Source organism: Coprobacter secundus subsp. similis, assembly GCF_015097275.1.
GTDB classification, from domain to species: domain Bacteria; phylum Bacteroidota; class Bacteroidia; order Bacteroidales; family Coprobacteraceae; genus Coprobacter; species Coprobacter secundus.
Window position 1 is genome coordinate 3000746 of record NZ_AP023322.1, and the last position, 25445, is coordinate 3026190.

Annotated in this window: 24 protein-coding genes and 1 tRNA gene; 6 read left to right on the plus strand and 19 right to left on the minus strand. The window is 38.2% G+C overall.

Annotated features, from left to right (window positions below; genetic code table 11):
* Nucleotides 1-36: 36 nt before the first annotated feature.
* Genes Cop2CBH44_RS11910 through Cop2CBH44_RS11930 form a run of 5 tightly spaced genes read right to left on the minus strand, consistent with a single transcriptional unit; the run spans nt 37 to nt 2909 of the window.
* Entirely contained in the window at nt 37-519 is a 483-nt protein-coding gene (locus tag Cop2CBH44_RS11910) for a pyridoxamine 5'-phosphate oxidase family protein (RefSeq protein ID WP_021931606.1), read from the minus strand.
* A 10-nt stretch (nt 520-529) separates the two neighbouring features.
* On the minus strand, nt 530-835 hold the full coding sequence (locus Cop2CBH44_RS11915) for a DUF3467 domain-containing protein (protein ID WP_021931605.1): 306 nt from the start codon (nt 833-835) through the stop codon (nt 530-532).
* An 8-nt stretch (nt 836-843) separates the two neighbouring features.
* A complete protein-coding gene (locus Cop2CBH44_RS11920) occupies nt 844-1500 on the minus strand; it encodes a NigD1/NigD2 family lipoprotein (RefSeq protein WP_200754894.1) in 657 nt (218 codons plus the stop codon).
* 21 nt (nt 1501-1521) lie between these two features.
* The gene (locus Cop2CBH44_RS11925) at nt 1522-2193 is read right to left on the minus strand and encodes an ABC transporter ATP-binding protein (RefSeq protein ID WP_021931603.1); all 672 of its coding nucleotides are present in this window, start codon (nt 2191-2193) and stop codon (nt 1522-1524) included.
* On the minus strand, nt 2190-2909 hold the full coding sequence (locus Cop2CBH44_RS11930) for a tRNA threonylcarbamoyladenosine dehydratase (protein ID WP_021931602.1): 720 nt from the start codon (nt 2907-2909) through the stop codon (nt 2190-2192). The genes Cop2CBH44_RS11925 and Cop2CBH44_RS11930 overlap by 4 nt, the downstream gene beginning before the upstream one ends.
* 624 nt (nt 2910-3533) lie before the next feature.
* On the opposite strand from Cop2CBH44_RS11930, the gene Cop2CBH44_RS11935 reads away from it, so the two are divergent.
* Nucleotides 3534-4346 (plus strand): alpha/beta hydrolase, encoded by an 813-nt coding sequence (locus Cop2CBH44_RS11935; protein WP_200754895.1) that lies wholly within the window; start codon nt 3534-3536, stop codon nt 4344-4346.
* Between the two features lie 9 nt (nt 4347-4355).
* Here Cop2CBH44_RS11935 and Cop2CBH44_RS11940 read toward each other — a convergent pair whose 3' ends face one another.
* The 5 genes from Cop2CBH44_RS11940 to Cop2CBH44_RS11960 form a co-directional block, all read right to left on the minus strand.
* The gene (locus Cop2CBH44_RS11940) at nt 4356-4976 is read right to left on the minus strand and encodes a hypothetical protein (RefSeq protein ID WP_200754896.1); all 621 of its coding nucleotides are present in this window, start codon (nt 4974-4976) and stop codon (nt 4356-4358) included.
* 190 nt (nt 4977-5166) lie between these two features.
* Nucleotides 5167-6642, minus strand: coding sequence for an NADPH-dependent glutamate synthase (gene gltA / locus Cop2CBH44_RS11945; protein ID WP_021931598.1), 1476 nt, complete (start codon nt 6640-6642; stop codon nt 5167-5169).
* Between the two features lie 15 nt (nt 6643-6657).
* A complete protein-coding gene (locus Cop2CBH44_RS11950) occupies nt 6658-7449 on the minus strand; it encodes a sulfide/dihydroorotate dehydrogenase-like FAD/NAD-binding protein (protein ID WP_200754897.1) in 792 nt (263 codons plus the stop codon).
* A gap of 115 nt (nt 7450-7564) precedes the next feature.
* Entirely contained in the window at nt 7565-8452 is an 888-nt protein-coding gene (locus Cop2CBH44_RS11955; protein ID WP_200754898.1) for an outer membrane beta-barrel protein, read from the minus strand.
* On the minus strand, nt 8449-11160 hold the full coding sequence (locus Cop2CBH44_RS11960; RefSeq protein WP_200754899.1) for a T9SS type A sorting domain-containing protein: 2712 nt from the start codon (nt 11158-11160) through the stop codon (nt 8449-8451). The genes Cop2CBH44_RS11955 and Cop2CBH44_RS11960 overlap by 4 nt, the downstream gene beginning before the upstream one ends.
* 163 nt (nt 11161-11323) lie before the next feature.
* Here Cop2CBH44_RS11960 and Cop2CBH44_RS11965 point away from each other — a divergent pair, with 163 nt between their 5' ends.
* From Cop2CBH44_RS11965 to Cop2CBH44_RS11980, 4 genes are all read left to right on the plus strand, one after another.
* Nucleotides 11324-12547: a site-specific integrase gene (locus Cop2CBH44_RS11965; RefSeq protein WP_009123686.1), complete on the plus strand. Its 1224-nt coding sequence runs from the start codon at nt 11324-11326 to the stop codon at nt 12545-12547.
* A 25-nt stretch (nt 12548-12572) separates the two neighbouring features.
* Nucleotides 12573-13691 (plus strand): PDDEXK nuclease domain-containing protein, encoded by a 1119-nt coding sequence (locus Cop2CBH44_RS11970; RefSeq protein WP_009123685.1) that lies wholly within the window; start codon nt 12573-12575, stop codon nt 13689-13691.
* 259 nt (nt 13692-13950) lie between these two features.
* Nucleotides 13951-15954 (plus strand): energy transducer TonB, encoded by a 2004-nt coding sequence (locus Cop2CBH44_RS11975; protein WP_138345672.1) that lies wholly within the window; start codon nt 13951-13953, stop codon nt 15952-15954.
* A gap of 23 nt (nt 15955-15977) precedes the next feature.
* A complete protein-coding gene (locus tag Cop2CBH44_RS11980) occupies nt 15978-16670 on the plus strand; it encodes an SIMPL domain-containing protein (protein ID WP_016660809.1) in 693 nt (230 codons plus the stop codon).
* Between the two features lie 83 nt (nt 16671-16753).
* Here Cop2CBH44_RS11980 and Cop2CBH44_RS11985 read toward each other — a convergent pair whose 3' ends face one another.
* From Cop2CBH44_RS11985 to Cop2CBH44_RS12020, 8 genes are all read right to left on the minus strand, one after another.
* On the minus strand, nt 16754-17473 hold the full coding sequence (locus Cop2CBH44_RS11985) for a hypothetical protein (protein WP_009123682.1): 720 nt from the start codon (nt 17471-17473) through the stop codon (nt 16754-16756).
* A gap of 4 nt (nt 17474-17477) precedes the next feature.
* Entirely contained in the window at nt 17478-18398 is a 921-nt protein-coding gene (locus Cop2CBH44_RS11990) for a relaxase/mobilization nuclease domain-containing protein (protein WP_005633158.1), read from the minus strand.
* Entirely contained in the window at nt 18364-18747 is a 384-nt protein-coding gene (locus Cop2CBH44_RS11995) for a MobC family plasmid mobilization relaxosome protein (protein WP_005633161.1), read from the minus strand. The genes Cop2CBH44_RS11990 and Cop2CBH44_RS11995 overlap by 35 nt, the downstream gene beginning before the upstream one ends.
* A gap of 146 nt (nt 18748-18893) precedes the next feature.
* Complete coding sequence (locus Cop2CBH44_RS12000) at nt 18894-19859, minus strand: DUF8464 domain-containing protein (RefSeq protein WP_016660810.1); 966 nt, start codon at nt 19857-19859, stop codon at nt 18894-18896.
* A 161-nt stretch (nt 19860-20020) separates the two neighbouring features.
* Nucleotides 20021-21094: an AAA family ATPase gene (locus Cop2CBH44_RS12005; protein ID WP_138345675.1), complete on the minus strand. Its 1074-nt coding sequence runs from the start codon at nt 21092-21094 to the stop codon at nt 20021-20023.
* Nucleotides 21095-21099: 5 nt separating this feature from the next.
* The gene (locus Cop2CBH44_RS12010) at nt 21100-21387 is read right to left on the minus strand and encodes a helix-turn-helix domain-containing protein (protein ID WP_016660812.1); all 288 of its coding nucleotides are present in this window, start codon (nt 21385-21387) and stop codon (nt 21100-21102) included.
* 125 nt (nt 21388-21512) lie between these two features.
* Nucleotides 21513-22421, minus strand: a complete 909-nt coding sequence (locus Cop2CBH44_RS12015) for a hypothetical protein (protein WP_016660813.1) — start codon at nt 22419-22421, stop codon at nt 21513-21515.
* A 240-nt stretch (nt 22422-22661) separates the two neighbouring features.
* Nucleotides 22662-22745 (minus strand) — tRNA-Leu (locus Cop2CBH44_RS12020).
* Between the two features lie 240 nt (nt 22746-22985).
* Between Cop2CBH44_RS12020 and Cop2CBH44_RS12025 the strand changes: the two genes are divergently transcribed.
* On the plus strand, nt 22986-24062 hold the full coding sequence (locus Cop2CBH44_RS12025) for a mannose-1-phosphate guanylyltransferase (RefSeq protein ID WP_044226839.1): 1077 nt from the start codon (nt 22986-22988) through the stop codon (nt 24060-24062).
* A 17-nt stretch (nt 24063-24079) separates the two neighbouring features.
* On the opposite strand, the gene Cop2CBH44_RS12030 is transcribed toward Cop2CBH44_RS12025, so the two are convergent.
* Entirely contained in the window at nt 24080-25441 is a 1362-nt protein-coding gene (locus tag Cop2CBH44_RS12030) for a TIGR00341 family protein (RefSeq protein ID WP_200754900.1), read from the minus strand.
* Nucleotides 25442-25445 lie beyond the last annotated feature (4 nt).

Here is a 25445-nt window from a genome sequence, read left to right on the forward strand (position 1 = left end):
AAAGGTAATATAAATATGTAAAACTTTCTTGTATCGTTAGAAATTGCGATTCCGTATCGAATTTCCAAATGACTTACAAGTTATCTCATCGGGTAATAGTTTTAATATTCGTACATTATTTACTGCTGGGGCACTATAGCTAAATTTTTTGTCTGTATAGTGTTCCATTAAGATATTCAGAGCTTCTACTTTCTCGTCATAATTTTCGACAAATACAATTGTACCTTTACATATTACACTTTTAGATACCATACTATAACTACATGCTACATTAGGATGTTGGTAAATCAGGCTTTCTCCAGAATTAAAAGTGAGGCATACCTTCTTATTCTTGTTTAGTAGCTGGATTTTTTTTCCGTCTGGTCCCGAATGCAGATAAAATATGTTGTTTTTGTATCCAAAATTCATAGGTACGACATAAGGACTTTGGTCATTATCTATCATGCCCAAATAACATACCTTACATTGATTTATAATAGTTTCTATCTGAGACTTTTCTTCAATAGTAAATGTTTTCATCTTCTTTTATTTAAGCTTCTCCGCCTGGAGCCATGAAAGGCGGCATGTTATTATTATTGTCGTTCATACGAATAGGTCCGAATTGCTTTTCATATTTCAGAATATTTTCTTCTATAGCAAACATTAATCTTTTGGCGTGCTCAGGAGTTAAAATAATTCGTGATTTTACTGGAGCTTTAGGTACCCCAGGCATAAGACGAACGAAGTCGACGACAAATTCGGAAGAAGAATGTGAAATAATAGCTAAATTGGAGTAAATGCCTTCTGCTATTTCAGGTGTAAGTTCAATTTGCATTTCGTTGTTTTCATTTTTCATATTCTATATTATTTTAAATTCAAAGTAAAATTTTTTTCTTTTATATTATAGCAATTAACATATATTTTGATTGTTGTGAGATTTTGTCTTATAAGTAGTGGAGAAATTCTGAATGAAGCATACCCTGCGGTAAGAAAGCCTGCAGGATCATTATTTTTGTCATGTCTTAGCTGTAAGCGTAGAGTATCATCAGGTAGTTGTTTCTCTGGTATATAAATCATCTCAAGGCTGTGAGGTATATTATTAAATTCTATTTTATATCTTAGATTAATACATTCTCCGCCATACCAAATAGAGTTTAAGTAAATGGAATCATCTTTTATTGTTGAAGCATCTTCTGCTGAAATGTTTAGTATTCCTTTATAGAGAACCTGTCCGATTGACCGGACTTTTATTATATATTCTTTGTCTGTAATTCTTTTTTCTTTTATTACATAATTCAACATGACGCGTTGCATGCTTTTTATACTTTCGGGGGTGATTGTATTATCAGGAATCAGGTAAGAGCCATTGTCTAATTGAAAATAAACAGAATTATTATTGATAAGGCACGTTACCATATCAAGGCGGAATTCTTCATAATCAAATATTTCGTCATTTTTACAAGATAAAAAAATCCCTGAGAACAGGCATAAAATGGCAATATGTTTTATCTGTAAATTCATATTATTTTAGGTTGGCTCAAGTTATAAAAGATTTTCTTCGGGCAAAATGATTAATCCGTCCTTCATTTGAATAATACGATCAGCCATTTTTGCCAGATTTTCATCGTGAGTTACAATTACAAAGGTTTGGTTAAACTCTTTTCTCAGGTCAAAAAATAATTTATGAAGCTCGATTTTATTTTGAGAGTCAAGGCTTCCTGATGGTTCATCTGCTAGAATAACGTCTGGATGATTGACTAATGCTCGAGCTACTGCGACTCGTTGTTTCTCTCCACCGGACAATTGTGCAGGTTTATGATTTATTCGGTTCGAGAGATTTAAGAACTCTAATATTTCTTTTGCCCTTTTTTCACTCTCAGATATTCGTTTTTTTTGTATCAAAGCGGGAATCATAACGTTTTCAAGAGCTGAAAATTCAGGGAGAAGCTGATGAAATTGAAAAACGAAGCCGATATGATGGTTACGGAAAGCTGCTAGTTCTTTTTCTTTTAATCGACTTATTTCAATACTGTCAATGGTTACACTTCCTGCATCTGCTTTTTCCAAAGTTCCTACGATTTGTAATAGGGTTGTTTTACCGGCACCACTAGGTCCTACAACCGCAACGATTTCACCTCTATTGATATGAGCGTTAATTCCTTTTAGAACATGTAATGGGCCATAATTTTTTTCTATGTTTTTTATTTGTATCATTCTCCAATTAATTTTCTGATAGTGTAAGATGCTAAATAACAACCAAAAATTGCGGGTAAATAAGAAATAGTTCCGACAGTTGATTTTTTGTTCCTTTCTTCATCTGTACGTATAATCGATTTTCTTTCGGTTTGTTCTGTAGAGAAAACTACTTTCAGCCCCTTTTTTATGCCAAGGGTTTGTAATCTTTTTCGGACAGCTTTTGCTAATCCACAATGATAAGTTTCTGAAATATCGGCAAATGTAATTTTGGATGGGTCAATACGTCCTCCAGCTCCCATTGATGATATAATTTTAGTCTTATTTTTTAAACAAGCAGTAATCAGAGCGATTTTGGGCGATAGTGTATCGATTGCATCTACTACAAAATCATATCTGTTATTTTTTATTATCTTGTCAATTTCTTCTTTTTCTATAAATTGGTATTGAGCATCAAGAATCAATTCAGGATTAATATCTTGTAATCGCTGTGCTAAAATATTGACCTTAGGTTGATTGAGTGTACTATGGAGTGCTATTAATTGTCGATTGATATTAGTTTTATTTATTGTATCTCCATCGATAATGGTAATATTTCCTATTCCGGCTCTACACAGCATTTCGGCAGCATAAGCCCCTACACCACCTATGCCTACGACAAGTACCTTTGACTGTTGTAAGAGAGAGAGTTTATCAAAGCCGATTAATTGTTGAGTCCGAGAAAACCAATCTTCCATTTTTAAATTGTTTTATAATTACGAAGATACGGGTTTTCTTGAAAAAAGAGTATAAGGAATAAAATAATTAAGTGTTGTAAGTATTTGAAATCTTATTGGAAGATGGATTCTCGTTTAATGAGAGTAGGTAATTTATTGTTTTTAGTAGCATTAATTAATTTGTTTTCTATAAGTAATATATACAAAAAAGGCAATAATTAGTATTGATAAATTGTGAAAAGGATAGAAAAAGTATTTTTATTAGGAAAGAGATTGGAGGTATACAGAAGGTCTTTTTAGTATTTCGATAAAAGTTTTTTAGAAAAAGATAGAATTATGTACAATGACAGAAGATAAAAAGAGTCTCAAATAGAATTTAGAGGCCATTTAAATCTATTAATAATAATAAGGGTACCTATTTGTCTGATGGTAATGATGGTAAAGATTATCTATTGAAGACGAGTAAATAGAAATTATTTACCTGTGTTTTCGGTATATTTATGTTTAGAGATAAAAGATGAAATGAAGGAATGAAAATTAATAAAGGTTTATTGTATGTATTTAAATTGGTTGTTGTATGAGAAATTAAAATATTAGTTTTAATTTTGTTAATGATAAATTAAGATAGATGAAATTATATTGGATATGATAAAGAGCATTCATTTTATATTTCTATTTAGTATTTTGAGTTGTTTTGTAACAGCTCAAAATATAACGTATCATACAATAAAAGATATTCCGTATCGTACCGACGGAGACAATTATAGTCAGGAACGATGTAAATTGGATTTGTATTATCCGGAACAGATAAAGGATTTTCCGGTAATAGTTTGGTTTCACGGTGGAGGATTATCTGGCGGAAATAAATTTGTTCCTGAGGAGTTGAAAAAATCCGGATTAGGTGTAGTTTCAGTAAATTACCGCTTGTTGCCAAAGGGGACTTTGACAGATTGTATTGATGATGCGGCAGCAGCAACAGCGTGGGTTTTTCAAAATATTGCAAATTATGGAGGTGACCCTCAAAAAATTTTTGTGTCGGGCCATTCTGCAGGAGGGTATTTAACTAATATGATAGGACTGGATAAAAAGTGGTTAAGAAAATATAATATTGATGCAGATTCTATTGCTGCATTAATCCCGTTTAGTGGACATGCCATTAGCCATTTTGCATATCGGCAATCGAAAGGGATGAAAGATACCCAGCCCAGTATTGATGAGTTTGCTCCTCTATATTATGTGCGACCAGATGCTCCCCCTTTGATTATTGTATCAGGCGACCGGGAGTTGGAGATGTTGGGGCGTTATGAGGAAAATGCATATTTTGGGCGTATGATGAAAGTTGTAGGGCATAAACAGGTATATATATATGAATTGGGAGGACATGATCATGGAGCTATGGTTAAACCTGCTTTTCATATATTAAAGAATCATGTAAAACGAATTTTAGATAAAAAGTAGAAACTTATTTTAATTAATAATGAAACTTTCTTTCTCCTTTGAGTTGAGGTTAAGTAAAGGAGCTTTTTTGTAAATAAGGTTTGTAGTACAAGGTATACCTTTATCGAAACCTATGGTGAATTTGTATGAGTTATTGTTTTCGGTCAACATATATACGGCATCGTATTCTTTATCGTCAGAGGGAATATAAAACATTCCCCAAGTCTCCTGTTCGTTTTGAACTTCATTCGTTAGAGGCATCCATCCCAAGATTTTGGGAGAATATTCTATTTCGAACGGGTAGTGTAAATAGTTGATTAGGATTAGATAGTTTGCAAATTCTATATCGTATGGGAAAGTAATGGCAAAAGTGCTGCGTTTTATTGGAGTTATTTTTAATATGGCTTGGTAGAAATCATGATTGTACATGTTACAGAATTGTATAGCAACATTGGTGATTTCTTTTTGAGAAATATTTGTAATATATATAAATTTTTTATTGTCGACAAAAGAATTTGGCAAAAGTTCTTTATTCGGGCGATGGGAATCTTTGTATTCCGGTATTTTTTCATTTGGCTTTTTCTTTGAAATTTTATATGCGAAATAAAGGAGAACTATAAATAGAAGGCCATATATCCATTGACTTATCATCTTGTCAGATTTTAAATGTTACTAATATATAGCAAATATAGTTATTCTGGTATATTTTTAGCGATAATTAGACTTTTGATGTTTGGTGGAGGGTGTAATCGGGATATTATTATAAAAACAAAAGTATTATGTAAATGAAAAAAGCCGATACAGATCTGTATATCGGCTTCTTTGTAATAGTAGTTTTGTTTTATGCTTTTCCAGATAAAGCTTGGTGCATGGATGCTGCAGCTCTTCGTCCATCTCCCATGGCAAGAATGACTGTAGCACCTCCGCGTACGATATCGCCACCTGCATACAGGTCGGGAATGTCCGAGCGCATAGTGTCTTGATCTACTATTATGGTTCCCCATTTACTTACTTGTAATCCTTTAATCGAATTTGGAATTAAAGGATTAGGAGATACTCCTACACTTACTACCACTTCATCTACGTTTATTAGCTCTGTTTTTCCGGAGATAGCTATAGGACTTCTTCGCCCTGATGCATCAGGTTCTCCTAGCTCCATCTTTTGAAGTAACATTTGCTTTACTTTTCCTTTTTCATCTCCGATATACTTGATAGGATTGTATAAAGTAAGAAATTCTACACCTTCCTCTTTAGCGTGTTTTATTTCTTCTATTCGGGCAGGCATTTCTTCTTCGGATCGGCGGTATATAATCATGGCGCGTTCTGCTCCTAAGCGGCGGGCTGTTCGAACAGAGTCCATTGCTGTGTTTCCTCCACCGATGATGGCAACATGTTTGCCTTTAATTACCGGAGTATCGGATTCAGGATTGGCAGCGTCCATTAGATTTACCCGAGTAAGGTATTCATTGCTGGACATGATGCCTATCAGATTTTCTCCAGGAATACCCATGAAGCGAGGTAGACCAGCCCCACTGGCAACGAAAATACCTTTGTAACCCATTTCATGTAAATCGTCATAAGACAATGTTCTTCCAATAATACAGTCAGTTATAAACTCAACACCCATTTTTCGCAAATTATTTATTTCTACATCGACGATAGTGTTAGGCAGTCTGAACTCTGGAATACCGTATTTTAGCACACCTCCAATTTCATGCAACGCTTCAAATACAGTTACATTATAACCATATTTTGCCATGTCTCCTGCAAAAGCAAGCCCTGCAGGGCCAGAACCGACAACAGCAATTTTAATTCCGTTGTGGATTTTTATTTCAGGGACAGATATTTGGCCGCTTTCTCGTTCGTAGTCTGCTGCAAATCGCTCAAGATATCCGATTGCAACAGCATCTTTTCCCATTTTTTGAGTGTAAAAGCACTTTGATTCACATTGTTTCTCTTGAGGACATACTCTTCCGCATACAGCAGGTAATGCACTAGTTTCTTTTAGGGTTTTGGCTGCTTCTAAAATTTCACCCCGTTCGATATTCTTTATAAATTGGGGAATGTTGATTTGTACAGGGCATCCTGTCATACATAGTGGAGTGGGGCAATCGAGACAACGCGAAGCCTCTGTCATAGCTTGCTCTTTGGTAAGTCCTTGGTTTACTTCTTCTTTATTAGTTATACGATATGCAGGAGCAAGTTCATTCATATGTACTCTTTTTATTTGAGTACGTTCTTTATTACTTTTACTTTTTCGCAATTCTTCGCGCCAAGATTGTGCGCGTTCTGATGCTAAATATTCTTTATTGTCCATGCTTGTTTTCAGATTTTATTCCATATCTTTATATGAAGAAAGGCGCATCATCATTTCATCAAAATCAACTTGATGGGCGTCGAATTCGGGTCCGTCTACGCACACAAATTTTGTCTTTCCTCCTACAGTAATGCGACAAGCGCCACACATGCCTGTACCATCTACCATTATTGTGTTCAGAGATGCGACTGTTGGTATGTTATATTTTTTTGTCAATAGCGATACAAATTTCATCATGATTGCTGGTCCTATTGTTACGCAAAGATCGATTTTTTCTCGTTTTATGACGTCTTCAACGCCTTGAGTAACCAGGCCTTTTTGTCCATAAGAGCCATCGTCGGTCATAATAATGACCTCATCAGAATTTGTTTTCATCTGTTCTTCCAGTATGATTAGCTCCTTAGTTCTTGCTGCCAATACTGTTATTACTCGATTCCCAGCTTTTTTAAAAGCTTCAACGATAGGAAGTAGAGGTGCGACTCCAACTCCACCACCACAGCAAACGACTGTTCCCACTTTTTCTATATGAGTTGCTTGTCCAAGAGGACCTACTACATCTGTAATATAATCACCTTCATTTAAAGCACATAGTTTGGATGAAGATTTGCCGACTGCTTGTACGACTAAGGTAATAGTTCCTTTATCTTTATCGGCAGAAGCAATTGTCAGAGGTATACGTTCTCCTTTTGCTCCTACACGAACGATAACAAAGTGTCCAGCCTTTCGGGAACGTGCTATTAACGGAGCTTCTACAACTAGCTTGACTACTTTTTCTGAAAAGTATTCTTTTTTGATTATTTTATTCATATTGAATATATATTGTTCTCTTTTTATGTGTTTATGTCAATTTGAAATTGAGTTACAAAGTTATGCCAAAATATTGTAAATTACAATTTTACTTGTTTGTCTCTGTTGTCGTCTCTTATTGTTTTTTATTGTTTAAATTGAATGCCAATCTTATTTTAAGACCTACTGTGATTGGCGAAATACGAGATGATACTATTGCTTTTGTTTCGTTTTCGATATTCATGTATGTATCCCATATTCCGTTTTGAATGTTATGTCCGTCTTGTTGATACAAAAGTAATTTTTTTTTGTCATGAGGGTATAAGTTGCTAAAACCATATCCGGCATATACTCCTGTATAAAGATTGATGCTAGGTGATAGATGGTAATAGACGCCAGTTTCGACAAAAGCCATCAAGTTAAGATTCATATCAATGGAAGTTGTATATTTATAGTCATTTAAAGAGTAAAATCCATGTTCCGGTAAATTGGTGTAGTATATGTCTTCATATGCAAAATATCCGGATGTAATTAATTCTTTAGCAAATGTTGTACGACGAGTTTTTATCGGAAATCCAATTTTAGCTCCTATATTAAAATAGAACCCTTGGGCTTTATTATTTCGGTATTGTAAAAAGATAGGAATATTGAGATAAGTGGCTTCCTGTGTTTCCCTAAGTTGTCTGTAATTTACAGAAAAGTCAAATTCATTGTTGGTATCACTACCTCCAAAAATCGAATTGGATATTGTTTTATATGAGTCCGAATAATTACCTAACTTGATTGCTCCTTTGTATTGTGATAATTCTAGTCCTAAGCCGTATCCCCAATTCTTATTGAAAAAAGTTGTGTAGGAGATGCCCATATCCCAACCAGCATAAGGCTTTATTGTACCGACAGAAGATTTGTAATGGAGGGTCGATAAACCTCCTGCTCCCCATATTGATATTTCACCTGTTGGCCTTTCACTATATATAGGTAAAAAAGTGAGGAAAAGTAATATGATGATAATATATTTTTTCATGGGGTACAAATGATTTTGATCTCATGTATTTTATTGGAAGGAGTTATGATTCGAACAATATAGTTACCTGCATTCCATGAGAATAAGAGATTTGTGTCAGATATAGTCGGAGTAAAATCTTTTACAATGGCTCCTAATGTATTGATAATAGAAATACGACATTGGGATAGGTCTTCTTCTTGATCGATATGAATTTTTAGAATATCTCCTTGTTTAATAAGAGTAGGGGTAACTGCTATGTTCGGAATTACGGGCAATACGTTGGACTCACAACTTCTAAGTGTTATTCCTTCGGTTGTAACAACTTCAATATGATAAGCATTTTCTAATTTATTAGGGATTATAGAAATATATGGTTGTGTCTCATCTGGTATAATGTCATTATTACAAAACCATTGGTAACTGACGAAGTTGAGACCTCCATTGTTTTTAGGATTTGTAACCAACGAAAGTATATTATCCCATCGTTGTATTATAGAATACTCTGACAATTTTAAAAGGTTAAGTGTATAATTTTTCGTATGGCTTTTGTCTTCAGACGTGATTTTTATGGATATAGGATATTTCCCACTATTTTTACCGAATGTGAAATGATAATTTGTACCTACTTCACCGTTGATTTCGGATGTCGCTCCTGAAGAAGTTTCTATACTTATTATTGCATTTTCGATATGGCAGGGAAGTCCGTGAGACCATTCTGTCTTGGATAAATCTTCTGGAGACCAAGATTCTTCCATATAACTGACTTGGAGGGATGAGATATCGGCATCCCAATTTTTTTCGCTTAGATGAAAAAATATTTCAGGGCTTTCTTTAATGATTGTCTGGTTTTCATAAAGAGCTTCTATTTTGTAACTATACCCTCCGGGTTGAAGTTCTGAGTCTGTAAAAGAAAGTGAATGTATAGGGTTAGTATTAACTAATTGCCCGTTACGATATACGTTCCATGTTGTTGGGGGGATACCTACAGGAATAGAAGAATATATTGCCAAGTCTTCAGATTGTTTTTTTAATGCTATTTTTTCTGTAATTATAGTTTTAATTTTCCCTGAAGAGTTTTTTTTCTGATAATTAAAGACGGTAGGAGTTTGGAAATTATTTTCAGAAGCTAAAGATGATGAAATGTTGGCCGCTACCAGAAAGTTAAAGTCGCTTTTAGGATCATTATCATAAATTGCAGTCCAGTTTTCTCCGTCTAAAGAAAGTAAGTTCCCTTTTCCATTTACAGCTGGTCCATTATCGCAGCAAGCTGGTCCATGTTCGGTTAAATATGATTCGGCTTTAATGGCAATAATAAGTCGCCCATTGTCTTTGCTTATAATAAATGGGGAATTTAATATGATTTCATTTAGTGTGTTTAGTTGAAAACTTTCGATTTTTTGAGTATAGCTATTTGTCCCTTGTTTTATCAACAAAGAATATTTTGCTCCTTGTGCAGGGAAGAAAGAAATAGAATGTATTATAAAATTGTCGATAGAATTTATCTCTTTTTCGTCCCAACATTGTCCGAAATAAAAAGGTTTATATTCTACTGTCCTGCAAAAGACGGTCGGTTTCATCGTTCCCCAGAATATTTGTTGTTCACTTAAAGGATTCTCCCAAGATAATGAAAGCTCTTTATTCCCGCTTCGCTCTATTTTAGGGGGAGTTGGTATTGGGTAATTATATACAGAGACTGATGCTGGGGCTGAGGCTTCTGATGATTTTCCATCAGGATATACTCCGATTATCGAATATAAGTATTTGCCTATAGGTAATTTCTTTTCCGAGAAAAAAAGATTTGTAGTATTTCCTATGGGATAACCGTTACGGAGAATAATGTATTTTATTGGTATCTCTTCGCTTTCGGGTTTACTCCATTGTAAAAATATGGTTTCCTCTGTTGCATCCCATGATGCACTCAATCCTGTGGGTATAGGTTTAGGCTCTGTTGCATATCTACCTTGGAGTTGGGAGACTCCTGTTTTATTGGGATCGAGCCATACGTCTAGCCGCTCATTGTCTTCTTTTCCGCACATATCCCAAAAATAATGAAGTTTACCGAATAGATTCCTTCCATTAGGGTTTGTACATGAAGACGTACCACCTGTCAATGTTCCTACAATTAATCCGTTTTGATTGAATAGAGGAGAACCTGAAGAACCTTTTTCTGTAACTCCATGCCCATTAACTGTTTCACTGAATTGCACATTCCAATGTCCGTTTTCTAAAGCAACATTCTCTTTTGTTCTCCATGTGTCTGAGTTTGCTGGATTCGTGAAAGTAGATATTTTTTTTACATCGCCTTGTGGATGGTGTATACATACACCTGATTGTGCCGGGGCAGGGGAACGATCCCAACCGTTATAGTAAACATTTAAACTGTCAGGAATGTCTTTACTCAATTCGAGTAAAGCTTCATCTACTCCTCCTGATAATATAGATGCCGCAAGTAGTCGGCAACCAGTTATAGTTTTGGGCTTGGTTTGGTGTTTTTCTCCACATCGTATTTTTTCATAGTTAAAATAAAATAAAAATTGCTCTAATTCTTCATTTGTTGCTGTTTCTTTTGATGCTACAAGACAATGATGGGCTGTTAGTATATACGGGTATAGTTTCCCAGATGTATTATTTATTACAGAGCCGGTACAAGCCATAGAAATAATAGGAAAACAAAAGAATTTATTTTCCTTATTATCAGTTATTTGCATATTTCCTATTTTCTCCATTTTTGCCCTATTTTGCCCATTTTCTGTTATTCAGTACACTTTTAGTACACTTTGAAATCTCATTTTCTTTTGTACCTTTGCAATATCGGAAAACAAAAGAAAATCAACTATTTAGTGTAATTACCCGGTTACGGTACCTAAATCGGGATAAAACCTCTAAACAATGGCAAAGTTAGAAAATAAAACGAAAGAGAACCCCAAGTTGGAGCAAAATAAGCTCTCGGACGGTAGAATAAGCCTTTACTTAGAGTATTATTTAGGTAGAGAGGAAAAGCCCGTATTGGATGAAAACGGTAATCAGGTGTATTACGATAGTGGGAAAATGCAAGGCAAGCCCAAGTTTGCAGTAAAGCATAACAGGCGAAAAGAAAACCTTAGCCTGTATCTGATAGACAAACCCCGTACTCCTGCGGAACGGCAACAGAACAAGGAAACTTTGGAACTCGCCATGCGCATACGTGCAGAGCGTGAACAGGAGTTTAAAGAAAGCATGTTGGGTTACCGCTTAAAGAAAGACAGGGCTGTTAATTTCTTGGACTACTTTCAAGCCTATATCAATAGCTATACCAAGAAAGATATTCGCATGGTGCAAATTGCGCTTAGCCGTTTTAAGGACTTCTTAAAAGAGCAATACCCCATGAATGAGTTTAGTATCAAACCGGAACTTATCACCAAAGAAATGATGGAGAAGTTTGTAGCCTATTTGCAATCCCGAAGTGTGGGTGAAGGTGCTAAAAGCATTTACCAGCGTTTCAAGAAAGTTATTCGATATGCGATTGACCATGATGTAATGTTGAAAGACCCATGTAAAAGTGTTACCTGTAAAGTGGATAGCCAAATGCTTCGAAAAGATGTGCTTTCTCCCGAAGAAATACAAAAGCTGATAGCTTGTCATTATGACAACGAAAACCCCACAATCAGACGAGCGTTTATCTTTTGTCTGTATTGCGGTCTGCGCTTCTGTGATGTAAAAGACCTTACTTATAAAAATGTGGATTATGCCAACCGATTATTGAAATTCGAGCAAAGCAAGACCAAGGGACATTCAGCCAGTAGCGGTGTGGTTATCCCCTTGAATGACGGTCTATTATCCATTATTGGCGAAGCTCCGGCAGATAAGAACTGTTTGATATTCGATTTGCCTACATACGAAAGCTGCTGCAAATCAGTAAAACGTTGGGTAAAGAGAGCCGGAATAGACAAGCATATAAGCTGGCATTGCGCCCGCCATTCGTTTGCCGTGAACATTCTGAACAATGGGGCAAATATCAAGACGGTAGCCAGTCTTTTAGGACATAGCGGATTGAAGCATACCGAGAAATACACCCGTGCCGTGGATAAATTGAAAGAGGAAGCAATAAACAGCCTACCCGAACTAAAGTTTTAACCACAAAAGACTTATCTTTGTAACTATGGACTTTGAAGCATTAGTAAAACATATCTGTACGATACAGAACACGTTGCAGGCACAAGCCGCACACGCTGTAAACCTTGCACTTACTTCCCGTAACTGGCTTATGGGGTGCTATATCGTAGAGTTTGAGCAGAACGGAGAAGACCGTGCCGCATACGGTGAACAACTGTTGAAAAAGCTGGAACAACGGCTGAAAACAAAAGGTCTGAATGAACGTAGATTCCGTGAATTTAGGCGGCTGTACCTTGTTTATCCACAACTGAAAGAACAAGTATTACACTACATCATGGCAGGAAATGAAATTCGGCACACGCTGTCCGCCGAATTCACGGAACCAATTCGGCACTCAGTGTGTGCCGAATTACAAACATCAGAAATACAATATAATAAGTGGAGTATTCCTGCTGAAAGGTTGTTCAATAAATTACCTTATTCTCACTTAAAGTTCATCTCCAAAATCGAAAATCCGACAAAGCGTGCTTTCTATGAAATGGAAGCAATACGTGGCTGTTGGTCTGCAAGAGAACTGGAACGGCAAATAGCGTCTTTATACTATGAACGTAGCGGACTATCCAAGAACAAAGAAGCCCTCTCCGCTTTAGTCCAGCAACAAGCAACCCTATTACAACCTAAAGATGTTATCAACACCCCTGTTACTTTAGAGTTCTTAGGATTGAATGAACGAGCCTTAGTAACAGAAAACGACTTGGAGCAATCCATTCTTGACAACCTACAACACTTCCTGCTGGAAATGGGGCATGGATTCTGTTTTGAAGCTCGGCAAAAGCGTATCTTGATTGATGAGGACTATTTCTTTGCCGACCTTGTGTTCTATCACCGCATCTTGAAGTGCCATGTTATTGTGGAATTGAAGATAGACAAGTTCCGCCATGAGTATGCTTCGCAACTGAATATGTATCTGAACTATTTCAAGGCGGAAGTGATGCAGCCGGATGATAATCCGCCTATCGGTATTCTGCTTTGCACAGAAAAGGGAGATACATTGGTTAAGTATGCCACTGCCGGATTAGACCCGAATATCTTCGTACAGAAGTACATGATAGAACTTCCAAGCGAGGAAGAAATAAAGGAGTTCATTGCTTCCTCAAATTACTAACCTATCATAAAAAGTAATACTGGCGAAAAGAAGAATACTGTTTTTCTTTTCGCCAGCAACATATAATCTGCCGACAAAAAATAGGTTTAGTCCGTTTTGGATATATAAACAAAGGTATGAACTAAACTTGTAAATGTACTGATTTTTACTTGAGTATTAAAAGTTAATTTATTCAAATACAGGAAGAAATAAATTATTTAATACGCTATTCTATTACTCATTTACATTATATTTGGATGTTGTTTATATAATTGGTTGAATGAAATATTTTCTATCCATATTATTTATATTTTCTCTCAATCTTGTCAGCCCACTTTTAGCCCAAGACAAGAATTCGGCAGATATGTCTGCTTTATTAGAGAATAAAATATGGAAATTGCAACTTCCCAAAGACAAACACTATGCTATGGAAATGGAATTCCGCAGCGCTGGATGGAAACAGACCTTTCTATATGATGAAAAACAAACTGAAATATGCGATTCTTACTCTTTGCATGGAGATACAATAAAATCTTTTCAAAAGAATTACATTATTCAAGAACTGACAGATAGTACGTTGGTTCTCCAATATCTGCCGGAAAGTTTGACAATCGGAGTTACACCTGTCAGATGTACAACAGATAACAGTGTTCAAGGACAAAGGCAGAACGAAGAACGCTTGGATAGTATTTGGCGTAAAGAGGATATTTGGAATAAAGGTGTTGCTAAAATAACCGGAGAACCAATTAAAGATTTATCCACGATAGAACCTCCCCGATGGGCGGTATGGGATTACGATTTGACAAAATACTATGTTTCCCAAATGAAATACCCAGAAGAGTTGCTAAAAAAGAATGTGGCAGGTTATTCCGTAGTGATGTTTGCTCTTGACACATTAGGGCTACCACGCTGGAATACCATTTTGACGACCATCCATGAAGATTTTGACAAAGAGGTCATCAGACTGACCAAAGAGCTTCCACACTGCCTGCCTTGCAGGAACAAAAACGGCAAACGAATGGAGTGTCTTTATACGGTATATGTCCCTTTCCTGCCCCAACATTATAGGGATAGGGTAAAGGCGGACAGCGTTAGGGAAGAAGAATTGAAACAAAGTTTTGTGGAATGGGAAGCTGTGTCTTATTTTGAAAAAGCAAATCCGTATGCAATTACCAACTACATTAATGAACGCCTAACATACGATTCCAATCTATTAAACGGTAAAAAAGAAATCAAAGGGATTTATACGATACGCATTGATTCTTACGGAGAAATAATAAAGGTAGAGACCTTACGAGGTTGTGGCATACAAGAATGGGACAACCAAGTATTGCAAATCATAAAAGGTATGCCACGGTGGACTCCTACCATCAATTTTCATGGTAAAGGTGAATATCGGAACTCTGTTTGGACTGTACCTGTTTTATTCAAGAATGATAGTCCAACAAAAAATGAAGTTAATAACTATAATTGGCTTATCAAAACTCTAAGCAAATCATGTAAGTATCCACCTAAATTACAGAAAAAGAATCGAGAAGGGATGGTCTATGTTACATATAAATTAGATGGTAACGGATATATTACCAACCCCCAAGTTATTTCGTGTAACAACCGAAAATTCAAAAGAGCTGCACTAAATGCATTCAATGCTGTAACGGGTATTTCTATAACTTTACCAGCCCCAAAGGACACTCTTGTTTTTCAATTTAAATTGGATAGACCGACAACTCCTATCAACCCTCATACTGATGTTTTGATAATCGGCTACAGTTCTTGTGACACTCCAATTCTGATGCGATATGACGCCACACTGACTGCCCATACCACAGAGCCTTATTTGGAGGTGGGTGTTCCGGTCTGTTATCTGAATGAACGGGGCGATACCATTGTGCCATACGGCAAGTACAGATACTGTCAAACAGATACTATCAAAAAAATAGGTTTTGTTTATGAGAACAAGCCAAAGGACGCTCGAATAATCTGCATCAATGATGCGGGCAAAGAACTTTTCTATGTATTCAAATATGATAATGGTCCCGACTACATACAAGAAGGGCTTTTCCGTATAATGGACGAGGATGGATTGGTAGGTTTTGCCGATTCATTGGGTAATGTAATAATTGAACCTCAATTTAAGTTTGCCTACCCATTTAAAGGAGGAAAAGCCAAAGCAACTTTAAAAGGTGAACGAAAGGTAGTTCCTGAATCAGACGGAGAAAAACATTATTGGGAAAGCGAAACTTGGTTTTATATAGATAAGAAAAACAGGCGTTTAACTGATTAAAAACAAATAAATACCTAACCATCATGAAAACAAAACTATTTTTATCCGCTATTGTCTTCTTTATGGTTCTAACTGCGCAAGCGCAAGAAGTTAATGAACACTACATTGAAGTGACAGGTACATCGGAAATAGAAATCATGCCGAACAAAATTCACTACATCATTGAAATTCGTGAATACTTCGAGGAAGAATTTGATGGAAAGTCTAAGCCCGAAGAGTATCACACCAAAGTGCCATTGTCACAAATAGAACAAGGATTGCGAAAGAAACTTTCCGAAGTAGGTATTACGCAAGATGTAATCCGTACACAAGAGATTGGCGATTATTGGCGAAAGCAAGGACAGGATTTTTTAATATCCAAGCAATTTGATATTACACTGACTGATTTCAAACAGATAGATGAAATAATCAAGCACATAGATACGAAAGGCATTAATACGATGCGCATCGGTGAATTGGAAAATAAAGATATGTTGGCATATCACCAAAAAGGAAAGATAGAAGCACTAAAAGCTGCACAGCGAAAAGCTACTTATTTGGTTGAAGCCTTGGGTAAAAGATTAGGCAATGTCATACGCATTGTGGAAAAAGATAGCGGTAATGCTTTTCCGATAGCGCAAAGCAATGTCCTATCATCGAATGTTGCCTCATTCGACAATTTCCGTACCATTAAAAAGGACTATTCCATGCTGGTGCGTTTTGAAATTGTTGATTAGTAAGCTAAGCACAAAATTACATATCAAAAACGAAATAGCTGGAGTAAGAAAGTTTTCATTTCATCACTCCAGCTTTACTTCGTTTATGGTTTACCCAACTTATCGGCTTCTTTCTTTAGCTGTTCGGCTTGCTCGTTCAACAGCCTTGCACGTTCCAATGCTTCCGCCTGTTTCTTGCTGCGATATTCAAAATCTATCACAGAATCGGTCAGAATTTGAATGAAATCATTATCCCTCTGCCAGTTGAATTTGGTTTCCAGTATATCAAGGACTTCTCCGTTTGCCCAACCCTGCATCAGCAAAAAACGGTATTTCATATCATTGTCCTGTAACTGCTGCATCCGTGTAGCCAAACGGATATTTAACCATATGGAAGCGGAACAGAGAACCAGCACTGCCGAAAAAATAAACAATCCCGGACGAATCCAAGAAGTAACCTTGTTGTAAATCCGTTGATAGAACGGCAAGGGGGCAACTTCCTCTTTATCCGTCTTGTAGGAATTCAAGGTATCAACCATTATTTTAAAATTACGATAGATTTCCAATGATATTCTCTTGGTGTCCTCGATGTGCTGCTGCTGACCTTGCATCCTGTTCCGTACATCGTCAAGTTGACTTTGGATAGTCTGCAACTTCTCCACAGGAACAGCCGGATTACTATGCAGCCTCGACAATGCCTGTTCAATCGCTCCAAACCGTTCGAGAGTTTCCTCCCGGCTAGCTGGCGTTACCTGCGCTTCCAACTTCTCTTTCAGTTCTGTTACCATAGAGAGAAGCCCCTCTAAAATCAAGTTGTCTTCCATGTCTTTACAATTTAAGTCGTTTTTTCTTTTTCTTCTTCTTTCTCAAATTCAAGTTCGGCTCTTCATCCACCGGGGACGGTGATGCAAAAAACAGACCGAGCGAACCGCTTATAAACGGACTTTCTGCGTTACTCCGTGTGGGTATTTGTTCCCGAATGGGTGCGAAAGCTGTTTGCCGTTGACTTTCGGCAACATTCAAACCTGTATCTCCGAAATATCTATCCAGTTTGGAAAAACTGAAACTGCGGTCTATCTCCGAGCCTTTGAACGTGTATTCTCCTTTGGAAAAGGATATGCCCTGTATTTCATCGGTCTGTCCCTTTCGTTTGAACTGGATAGTGATACCCTTTTCCGCTAACCTGTGCTGCAACTGCTGCCAGTTGCGGGATTTGCCGATTTCATTTTTCACAGCCGTGTAAATCTCGTATTTCGACTTGTCCGGCTCTTTCAATCGGTGCTGTTTCACCTGCTCTTTCCCCTTGGCGAAATAAAGCCCATGTTTGGCTTTCAGCTTCTTGCATACCTGTTCGTTACGGTACATATCGTTCCTGTCCGAAATAGTCTTGCCGTTGTTGTCTATACGGTTGAACACGATATGCACGTGTGGATGCTCCCGGTCTTGATGGCGCACGATGATGTACTGCGTATCGGTGATTTTCATTTCACGCATATACTCCTGTGCAAGCTGTACCACCTTCTCGTCTGTCAATTTGGGTGCGTCCACTGCCGAATAGCTTAGTGCAATATGTCCAACCGGCTTTTTCAAGTCGGGATTCATCCCGGTCTGCATACAGAAACTGCGGATTATATCGCTCCGGCTCTCGGTCAGAACCCCATCCGCATGAAGCAAAACCGCCTGCTCCTTACCAAGCACATAGTTCACACAGCCCTTAAAACCGCTTCCTTTTTTTATTTTTCCAATCATCCGACAAATGGTTTATGATTTCAACAATCCTATCTTTGAGTTTCACCAATTCCACCGCCACCAATGCGAAACCTCCGGCATTTGCCCTATGCGCCAGCTGGTTGATGTTGTTGGCTTCCCCTACCAGCTTGCGGATAGCATCTGCATCCTGCCTGTTCAGCCGGGGTATGACCTCTGCCGAAATAACTGCTTGCCGGACATATTCACTGATGCGCACCCCGGCTTCCCCGGCTCGCTTCCTGATGGCGTAATACTGCAACTCGGTCAGCTTCGTACTGACTACCTTTTTCTGCTTTTCCGTCCGTTTCTTTGCCGGACGACCGCCCGGCTTATCCTGTATCCTTTTCATGTCTTTTTACTTTTTGATGGTATCTTAGAAATTGCGACCAACGGGAGCGGTTTCCTTTGCGGTGAGCAAAGCAAGGTGGTTTCGGTCTACCGAAACATAACCTTGCTCTCCCTATGAAACCGCCAGCCGCTGGCAATCCTGCCGGATTAAATGCCCCTGCCCTTCTTTTGTCTTGGGGCGGCACGTTGTCCGGTTTTCTGCTTTATTTCCTGCACTTGGCTGGTTGCGTTTTTCTGTTCCTGCTTCCTGCCGCACAAGTAATCGTTCAAGTCCGAATACCCCCTGTAATTGTGCGAGAAGTCACGCACATGGTAGGAGTATTCCAATTCGATAGCCCGTGTCGCCTTATATCCCGTCTCGTCATTGTCAAGCATACAGTGGATACGTTCATACGGGTATAGCACGTCAATGGCTTTTGGCACATTGACAGTCGAGTTAAGAATAACATAGTCCTGCCTGTCAAGGTCGGGCATGGTCGGACAGTTCTTCATCCGGAGCGTGAGGAAAGAAAGATAATCCATAAAGCCCTCAAATACCAAACATTTCTCTCTCGGCTCTCCCTGCTGCCGTATATGGGTAATGTCTTTCGGAGCGATACACCCTTTGAAAAAGGAATTGCGAACCTCATAACCTCCTGCCATATTCGGGAAACCGATAGCAAAGAACGGTCTGCCGTTATTGGTAAAATGGAGTTCCTTACATTCTCTTTTTGCCAGCTCAATATTGATACCCCGTCCCTGCAAATAACGGAGCAATGCCGGATGAGTTAAGTCCCGGACTTCCAAATGTTGGAAACTTGGTTCTGTCCTACACTGGGGAAAAGAAAAACTGACTGGGCGAACATTCGGGGTCTGCTCTTCTATCCTCTTTAAAAGGTAGGGCAGACTGTCGGAAAAGTAAAGTTCCTTTGCCAGGGCGATGATGTTGCCGCCTTTCCCTGCGCCAAAATCATACCAAAGATTGCGGTCTGTATTCACCTTAAAGGACGCTTCGTGTTCCTCTCTTAACGGTGATTTGTACCATAAACCGTTACCCTGCCGCTTGACGGGCGAATAACCTAAACTATGCAGATAATCTGCAATGGATATTTGTTTCACATCTTCGATGTTCATAATATTTTCTTTTTGGGGATTAAAAAATCGTTGAAAAGTGCGCCAGTCCTGTTTAGTCCGTCATATATACCCGTACCATACTAAACCTGCCTGCTGTCGATACCGGGAAACAGACAGTCCGTTCCGCTTATATATACACCCGGACTAAACCAAACCGACTTTTAATAATGAAAATCGGGATTGTAGCGATAGCCCTTACCCTCTTTCACAATCATGCGCTTGTTCACAAGGAACTTGTTAAGCGACACAAGGACATTGCGTCCACGCTCGTAACCTATACTTGCGTAACCTTGTTTCAATGCCGCTATCACATTGAAATAGCCTTGTACAACCTGCTTGCCGAAACCGTTCTCCAATGCTTCCCGGTGCTGCTGTTCCGTCAGCTCTGTAAGCGGAAAGTTCCTGTCTTGCTTGGGTTGTTGGAATACATAACCGTCCATGACTTCGGGCAAAGCGTTGTCATTGATGCGAAATGCGAACGGGTCAAACTCACGGTCACGTATATGCATCGCCTTTACTTCGCTTATATTGCCGTCCTGCGTGCTTTTCGTGATTTGCAGGACGGTTTCAGCTTTGTTGTTCAGCTCTGTACCAATATGTCCTCTTGTGTTATCATCCCCCTTGTTCAAATGCAGTACGGTGTGAATATGCAGGTTATACCCACTTGACCAGCGCATCAAAAGGTTGATTAGGTCGGTCGATTCGCTCGGACTGTTGATGTCGTACATCAAATCACGGATTCCGTCAATGATGAGCAACCCCACATCGGGCATATTCTCCAACATATAGCCAATTATCTGCTTACGTTTGTCGGGGGTCTGCTCCCTTAACACAATGAAAACAAAATCATCCACATCCTTATCGGTCGGCAGTCCGGCAAGGCGCAAAATGCGCTCCATGACCTTATGGCAATGGTACTTGCTCTGCTCGGTATCAACATAGAGAATTTTGCGCTTGTTCGGTGGCAGATATGCCGAATACTTTAGAACCTCGTCATTCTTCAATGCAGCCGCAACAATGGCGGAAATGTTGAATGTCTTTTTGCTCTTGGCTTTGCCTGTGGATGCGCTGAAATTGCCCAATGTGCCGATAGTAGAACCGTTCACCCAAAGAATTTCGGGCGGTACTTCATAAGTGTCCGTCACCTTTAGACGAATGGTTTTCCAAAGGGCTGCAAAATCTTCTTTCGTCATGGCTGTGCCTTGTCCGATTTCCTCTTTCTTCTTGTTTTCCATAGCCATTATTTCTTTAGAGGACGGTTAAGGATATACTTCTGCGCTTCCTGCTCTATCTGCGCCTGCGTCTTCACCGGGTTCTGACGCAACCATGCTTCCAGTTCAGTTTTTTCAAAATAAAGCATTTTGCCCTGCGGCTTGTAATGGGGTATCAAGTTACCCGAAGTCAGCTTGTACAGGTAACTTTTAGAAAGGTTCAAGAACCTGCTCGCTTCATCGAAGCTAAGCACGTTCTTTGAAAGGAACAACATCTTTTCGAGTTCGGAAACTCTTAACTCCAAGTCTTTTTCCATATCGTTTGGGAATTTAGGTGAAACAATATGAAGGTGCGCACCCTCGTCTTTTGTGTTAACGGGGGCAAAGTTAAGAGGTTGAAAATGAAGTCTAATTGACCTTTGTTTGAGCGTTCAATCTATGCTCAACCTTTTTGCAGTTGTTTGATGTATTTGTCTATGATTTCATATCCTTTCGGATAGATGTTCTTCGCCTGGTCTGTCGCACTCGACAAGTCAGTACGTGTAAGCGGTTCTCCTTTTATCTTCTTCAATATCAACTTGTTGTTTGCTATAACTGACTGCCACTCATAAACGATGTAGTTATAACAGCTGAGTTGCATCATTAGGTAAGCCAACAGACGGGTATTATTAACTTTCAATACACCGTCCAACTTACAATTAAAAAAATCGGTAAGTATTTTGGTGCTGACAGTAGTAGTAAACATATTCGCTTCGTTCACACATTCAGTCAGAAGTTTGATTTCATTGGCTTTCAAAGTGGATTTGAAGGGATTGCTTTTACCCACAATCTTGGCTGGAGTGGTTTCTACACTTTCATCTTTTTCTTTTGGCAAGGCTTGTTCTTGGGGGGCAATAGAATCTGTATAGTATTTGCTTTCCTGTTCTTGCAGAAAGTACAAATACTTGGAAAGTACCACAAGGCTAACAATGATGGAAAAATAGGGAAGTCTTTCATCATAGCAAGACGGTTCATGCAAATATGCGTCCATATCAAAATCAGAACAGCGGAAAGCGATGTACTTTTTCCTCTCATTAGAGTTCAAGTCCTCAAAATAACCGCTTTCCCACAAAAAATCGGGAACATCCATATCCTGTACAATGTCACGCACGACACGGTATTTTTGCTGAATGGCTACTATATTTTCGGTAACACGGAAAATTTCCTGTCGCAAATAATCCTTTAGCTGAGCCTGTGTCAGATATTCACGCTTTAAAAATAGTGCATCAACCTTAGTTTTATAGCCATGCGATACGCAACTATCTAATATCTTCTGTATCTCTCTGAAATTGGTTTCTATATGATTTTCCATAACTGTACCTTATATAAATTTGTTCTCAGATACAAATATAAGGTGGAAATCGCATTTTCCGAGAAAACATCAGCAAGAATAAAACAGAAAAGAATGCATAAGAGTTAAGAAATCATAAAGATGAAAGGATGAAAACCACAAAAGTACACTCTATTCTTGTTTTTGTCGCTCAGTACACATTTAGTACGCCTTACAGAAAGGAAAAACCCTGATAATCAGTCAATTATCAGGATTTATTAGTACCCAGAGCCGGGATCGAACCGGCATGGATGTTACTCCACTGGTGTTTGAGACCAGCGCGTCTACCAATTCCGCCATCTGGGCGTAAAGACGGTGCAAAAGTAGTGAATCTTTTGAATTATCCAAAGGAAATATTGTTTTTTTTGAATAAATTGGGGAAAAAGATATGAAGATGGTTTTTATATGAGTTGTCGAACATAAAGTTTTTGACAAAAAAATATTTTTTTAAATACTATCCTCAAAATATTAGCTATCTTAGCCGAGCAGTAATACTTAAATAAAGTGGCTTTGTTCCACTTTACTTTAGAATATAATATCAGACTCATGAAAGATAGGTATTGTGTTATTATGTGCGGGGGTATTGGAAGCCGTTTTTGGCCGTTTAGCCGCACTTACCGACCGAAACAATTTCTTGATTTTTTTGGTACGGGTCGTTCATTATTACAATCGACATATGACCGTTTTAGCCGGATTATTTCTCCGGAAAATATTTTTATTTCTACCAATGAGATGTATGTCGATTTGGTTAAAGAGCAACTTCCTGAAGTTGCTGATGAGCGTATTTTGGCTGAGCCTCAACGGCGTAATACAGCGCCTTGTATTGCATGGGCGGCATATCATATACAAGCACTGAATCCGAATGCCAATATTGTAGTTACTCCGGCCGATCATCTTATTTTGAAAGAGGATTCTTTTGCCGAGTGCATTGATAAAGGCATGAAATTTGTGGAGAAATATCCGGCATTGTTGACGTTGGGAGTAAAGCCTAATCGGCCTGAAACTGGATATGGCTATATTCAGATAGAGGATGATAATAATGAAGATATAAAGACTGTAAAAACTTTTACTGAAAAGCCGAATATAGAGTTGGCCCGAGTATTTGTTGAGAGTGGAGAGTTTTTTTGGAATTCAGGCATATTTATCTGGAATGTGCAGACTGTAATTAAAGCGATGCAGCGTCATTTGCCAGAAATTGTGAATAGGTGTGAGGCTAATAAAGAGGTCTTTAATACTCCTAAAGAAAAGGAATTTGTCAATGAAAATTATATGGCATGTCCTAATATTTCTATCGATTTTGGTTTGATGGAAAAGGCCTCTAATGTGTTTGTGCTCTGCGCAGAGTTTGGATGGGCCGATTTGGGAACGTGGGGATCTGTGTATGAGTTCTCTGCGAAAGACCGGAATGGAAATGTCGGAGCTAAGGGCAAGCAGTTGAGATATGATTGCAATAATAATGTAATAGCTGTCCCTGAAAATAAATTGGTTGTGCTACAAGGATTGAATGATTGTATCGTTGTAGAGTCAGATAATGTATTATTAATTTGTCAAAAAAAAGAAGAACAGCGTATACGTAAATTTATAACAGATGCCAAAGTCAATTTTGGTGACGATTTTATTTAATGTTTTTGGGGGATGTTCTAATTTTCATTCAGGACATATATGCTTTTTGCGCCTATACGGGCTTCGAGCCATTTTTGGAATTGTTTTTCTTCTACTTGATTTAGAGGGTGAGAATATCGGGTGATGGCTGTGGTCACTGTATCGAGTCTTGACGAATCGATATTGCTGAATATCATTTGGGAGATAGCTATCTCTTTTACTTTAGGAAATAATACTTTTAGCTCAGGAGCTATGGCTATGCCGATTGAATCGTATTGACGACAATGTTCGACAACAGCTAAAAGTGAATCTATGCAGCGGTCCTGCCTTTCTATTTTTTGTTGGTTGTCTTTATAAATATCTTGGAACATCATGCTGTTCAAGTTGTTTATGTCTATGTTGTTTTGTCCGTATCCTTGAGAAATGAGCAAACGTGTACCGCCAAGTCCGTATTGGGGTAGGCGAGATTCTATCATAGCAATAGAGTCTTGAGGCACTTCTTTGCCGATAAGACTTACTTTGATGGTTCGTTGCCCGTTTATGATATTGGCTGATTTGTCTAATATCTGTGTCTCTGGAAAATTGAGTTGGGTGTTTACGAATTGGTAAGCGGCTGCTTCAAAATAGTTTTGCCGTATCATATTGTAGGTCAGTATTATGCTTGGAGCTATGGTGAGTGTAAGTATAGTGTATACTATACGCTGTACTGTTTTTTCTCGTTTAGGGTCGACAAATTGTTTTTTTGAGAAATGCATGAGTTTTACTCCCAGTGTAGTTGCAAAGGCAATAAAAACGGAGTTAATAAAAAATAGGTAAAATGCTCCAAAAAAGTAGTGAGGATTACCGTTTGCCAACCCAAAACCTGCAGTACAAAGAGGTGGCATCAATGCAGTAGCAATAGCAACACCAGGTAATACATTCCCTTTTTGTTTTGAGGACATGGCTACAATACCAGCTCCTCCACCAAAAAATGCGATAAGTACATCATAAATTGTCGGGGCAGTACGGGCCAACAGTTCAGAACGAGCCTCATTTAAAGGGGAGATGAGGAAATAAAGAGTTGAAGTCAATACACTGAATATGGTTGCTACTCCTAGATTATAAAAAGAACGTTTAATAAGCTCGAAGTCATTGATACCAAGGCCCAATCCTATTCCCATAATAGGACCCATCAATGGAGATATAAGCATGGCTCCTATAATGACAGCAGTAGAATTTGTGTTCAGCCCTAATGATGCCATAAAAATGGCAAAAATCAATATCCATATATTAGAACCTTTAAATTCTATCCCTTCTCGTATTGCTTGTACAGTAGTTTGTTCATTTTCTCGGTCTTGTTTTTGGTCGAGATAGCGTTTTAAAGATTGCTTTACGGCATTTAATGTATCGTTGAAAGTCATAATA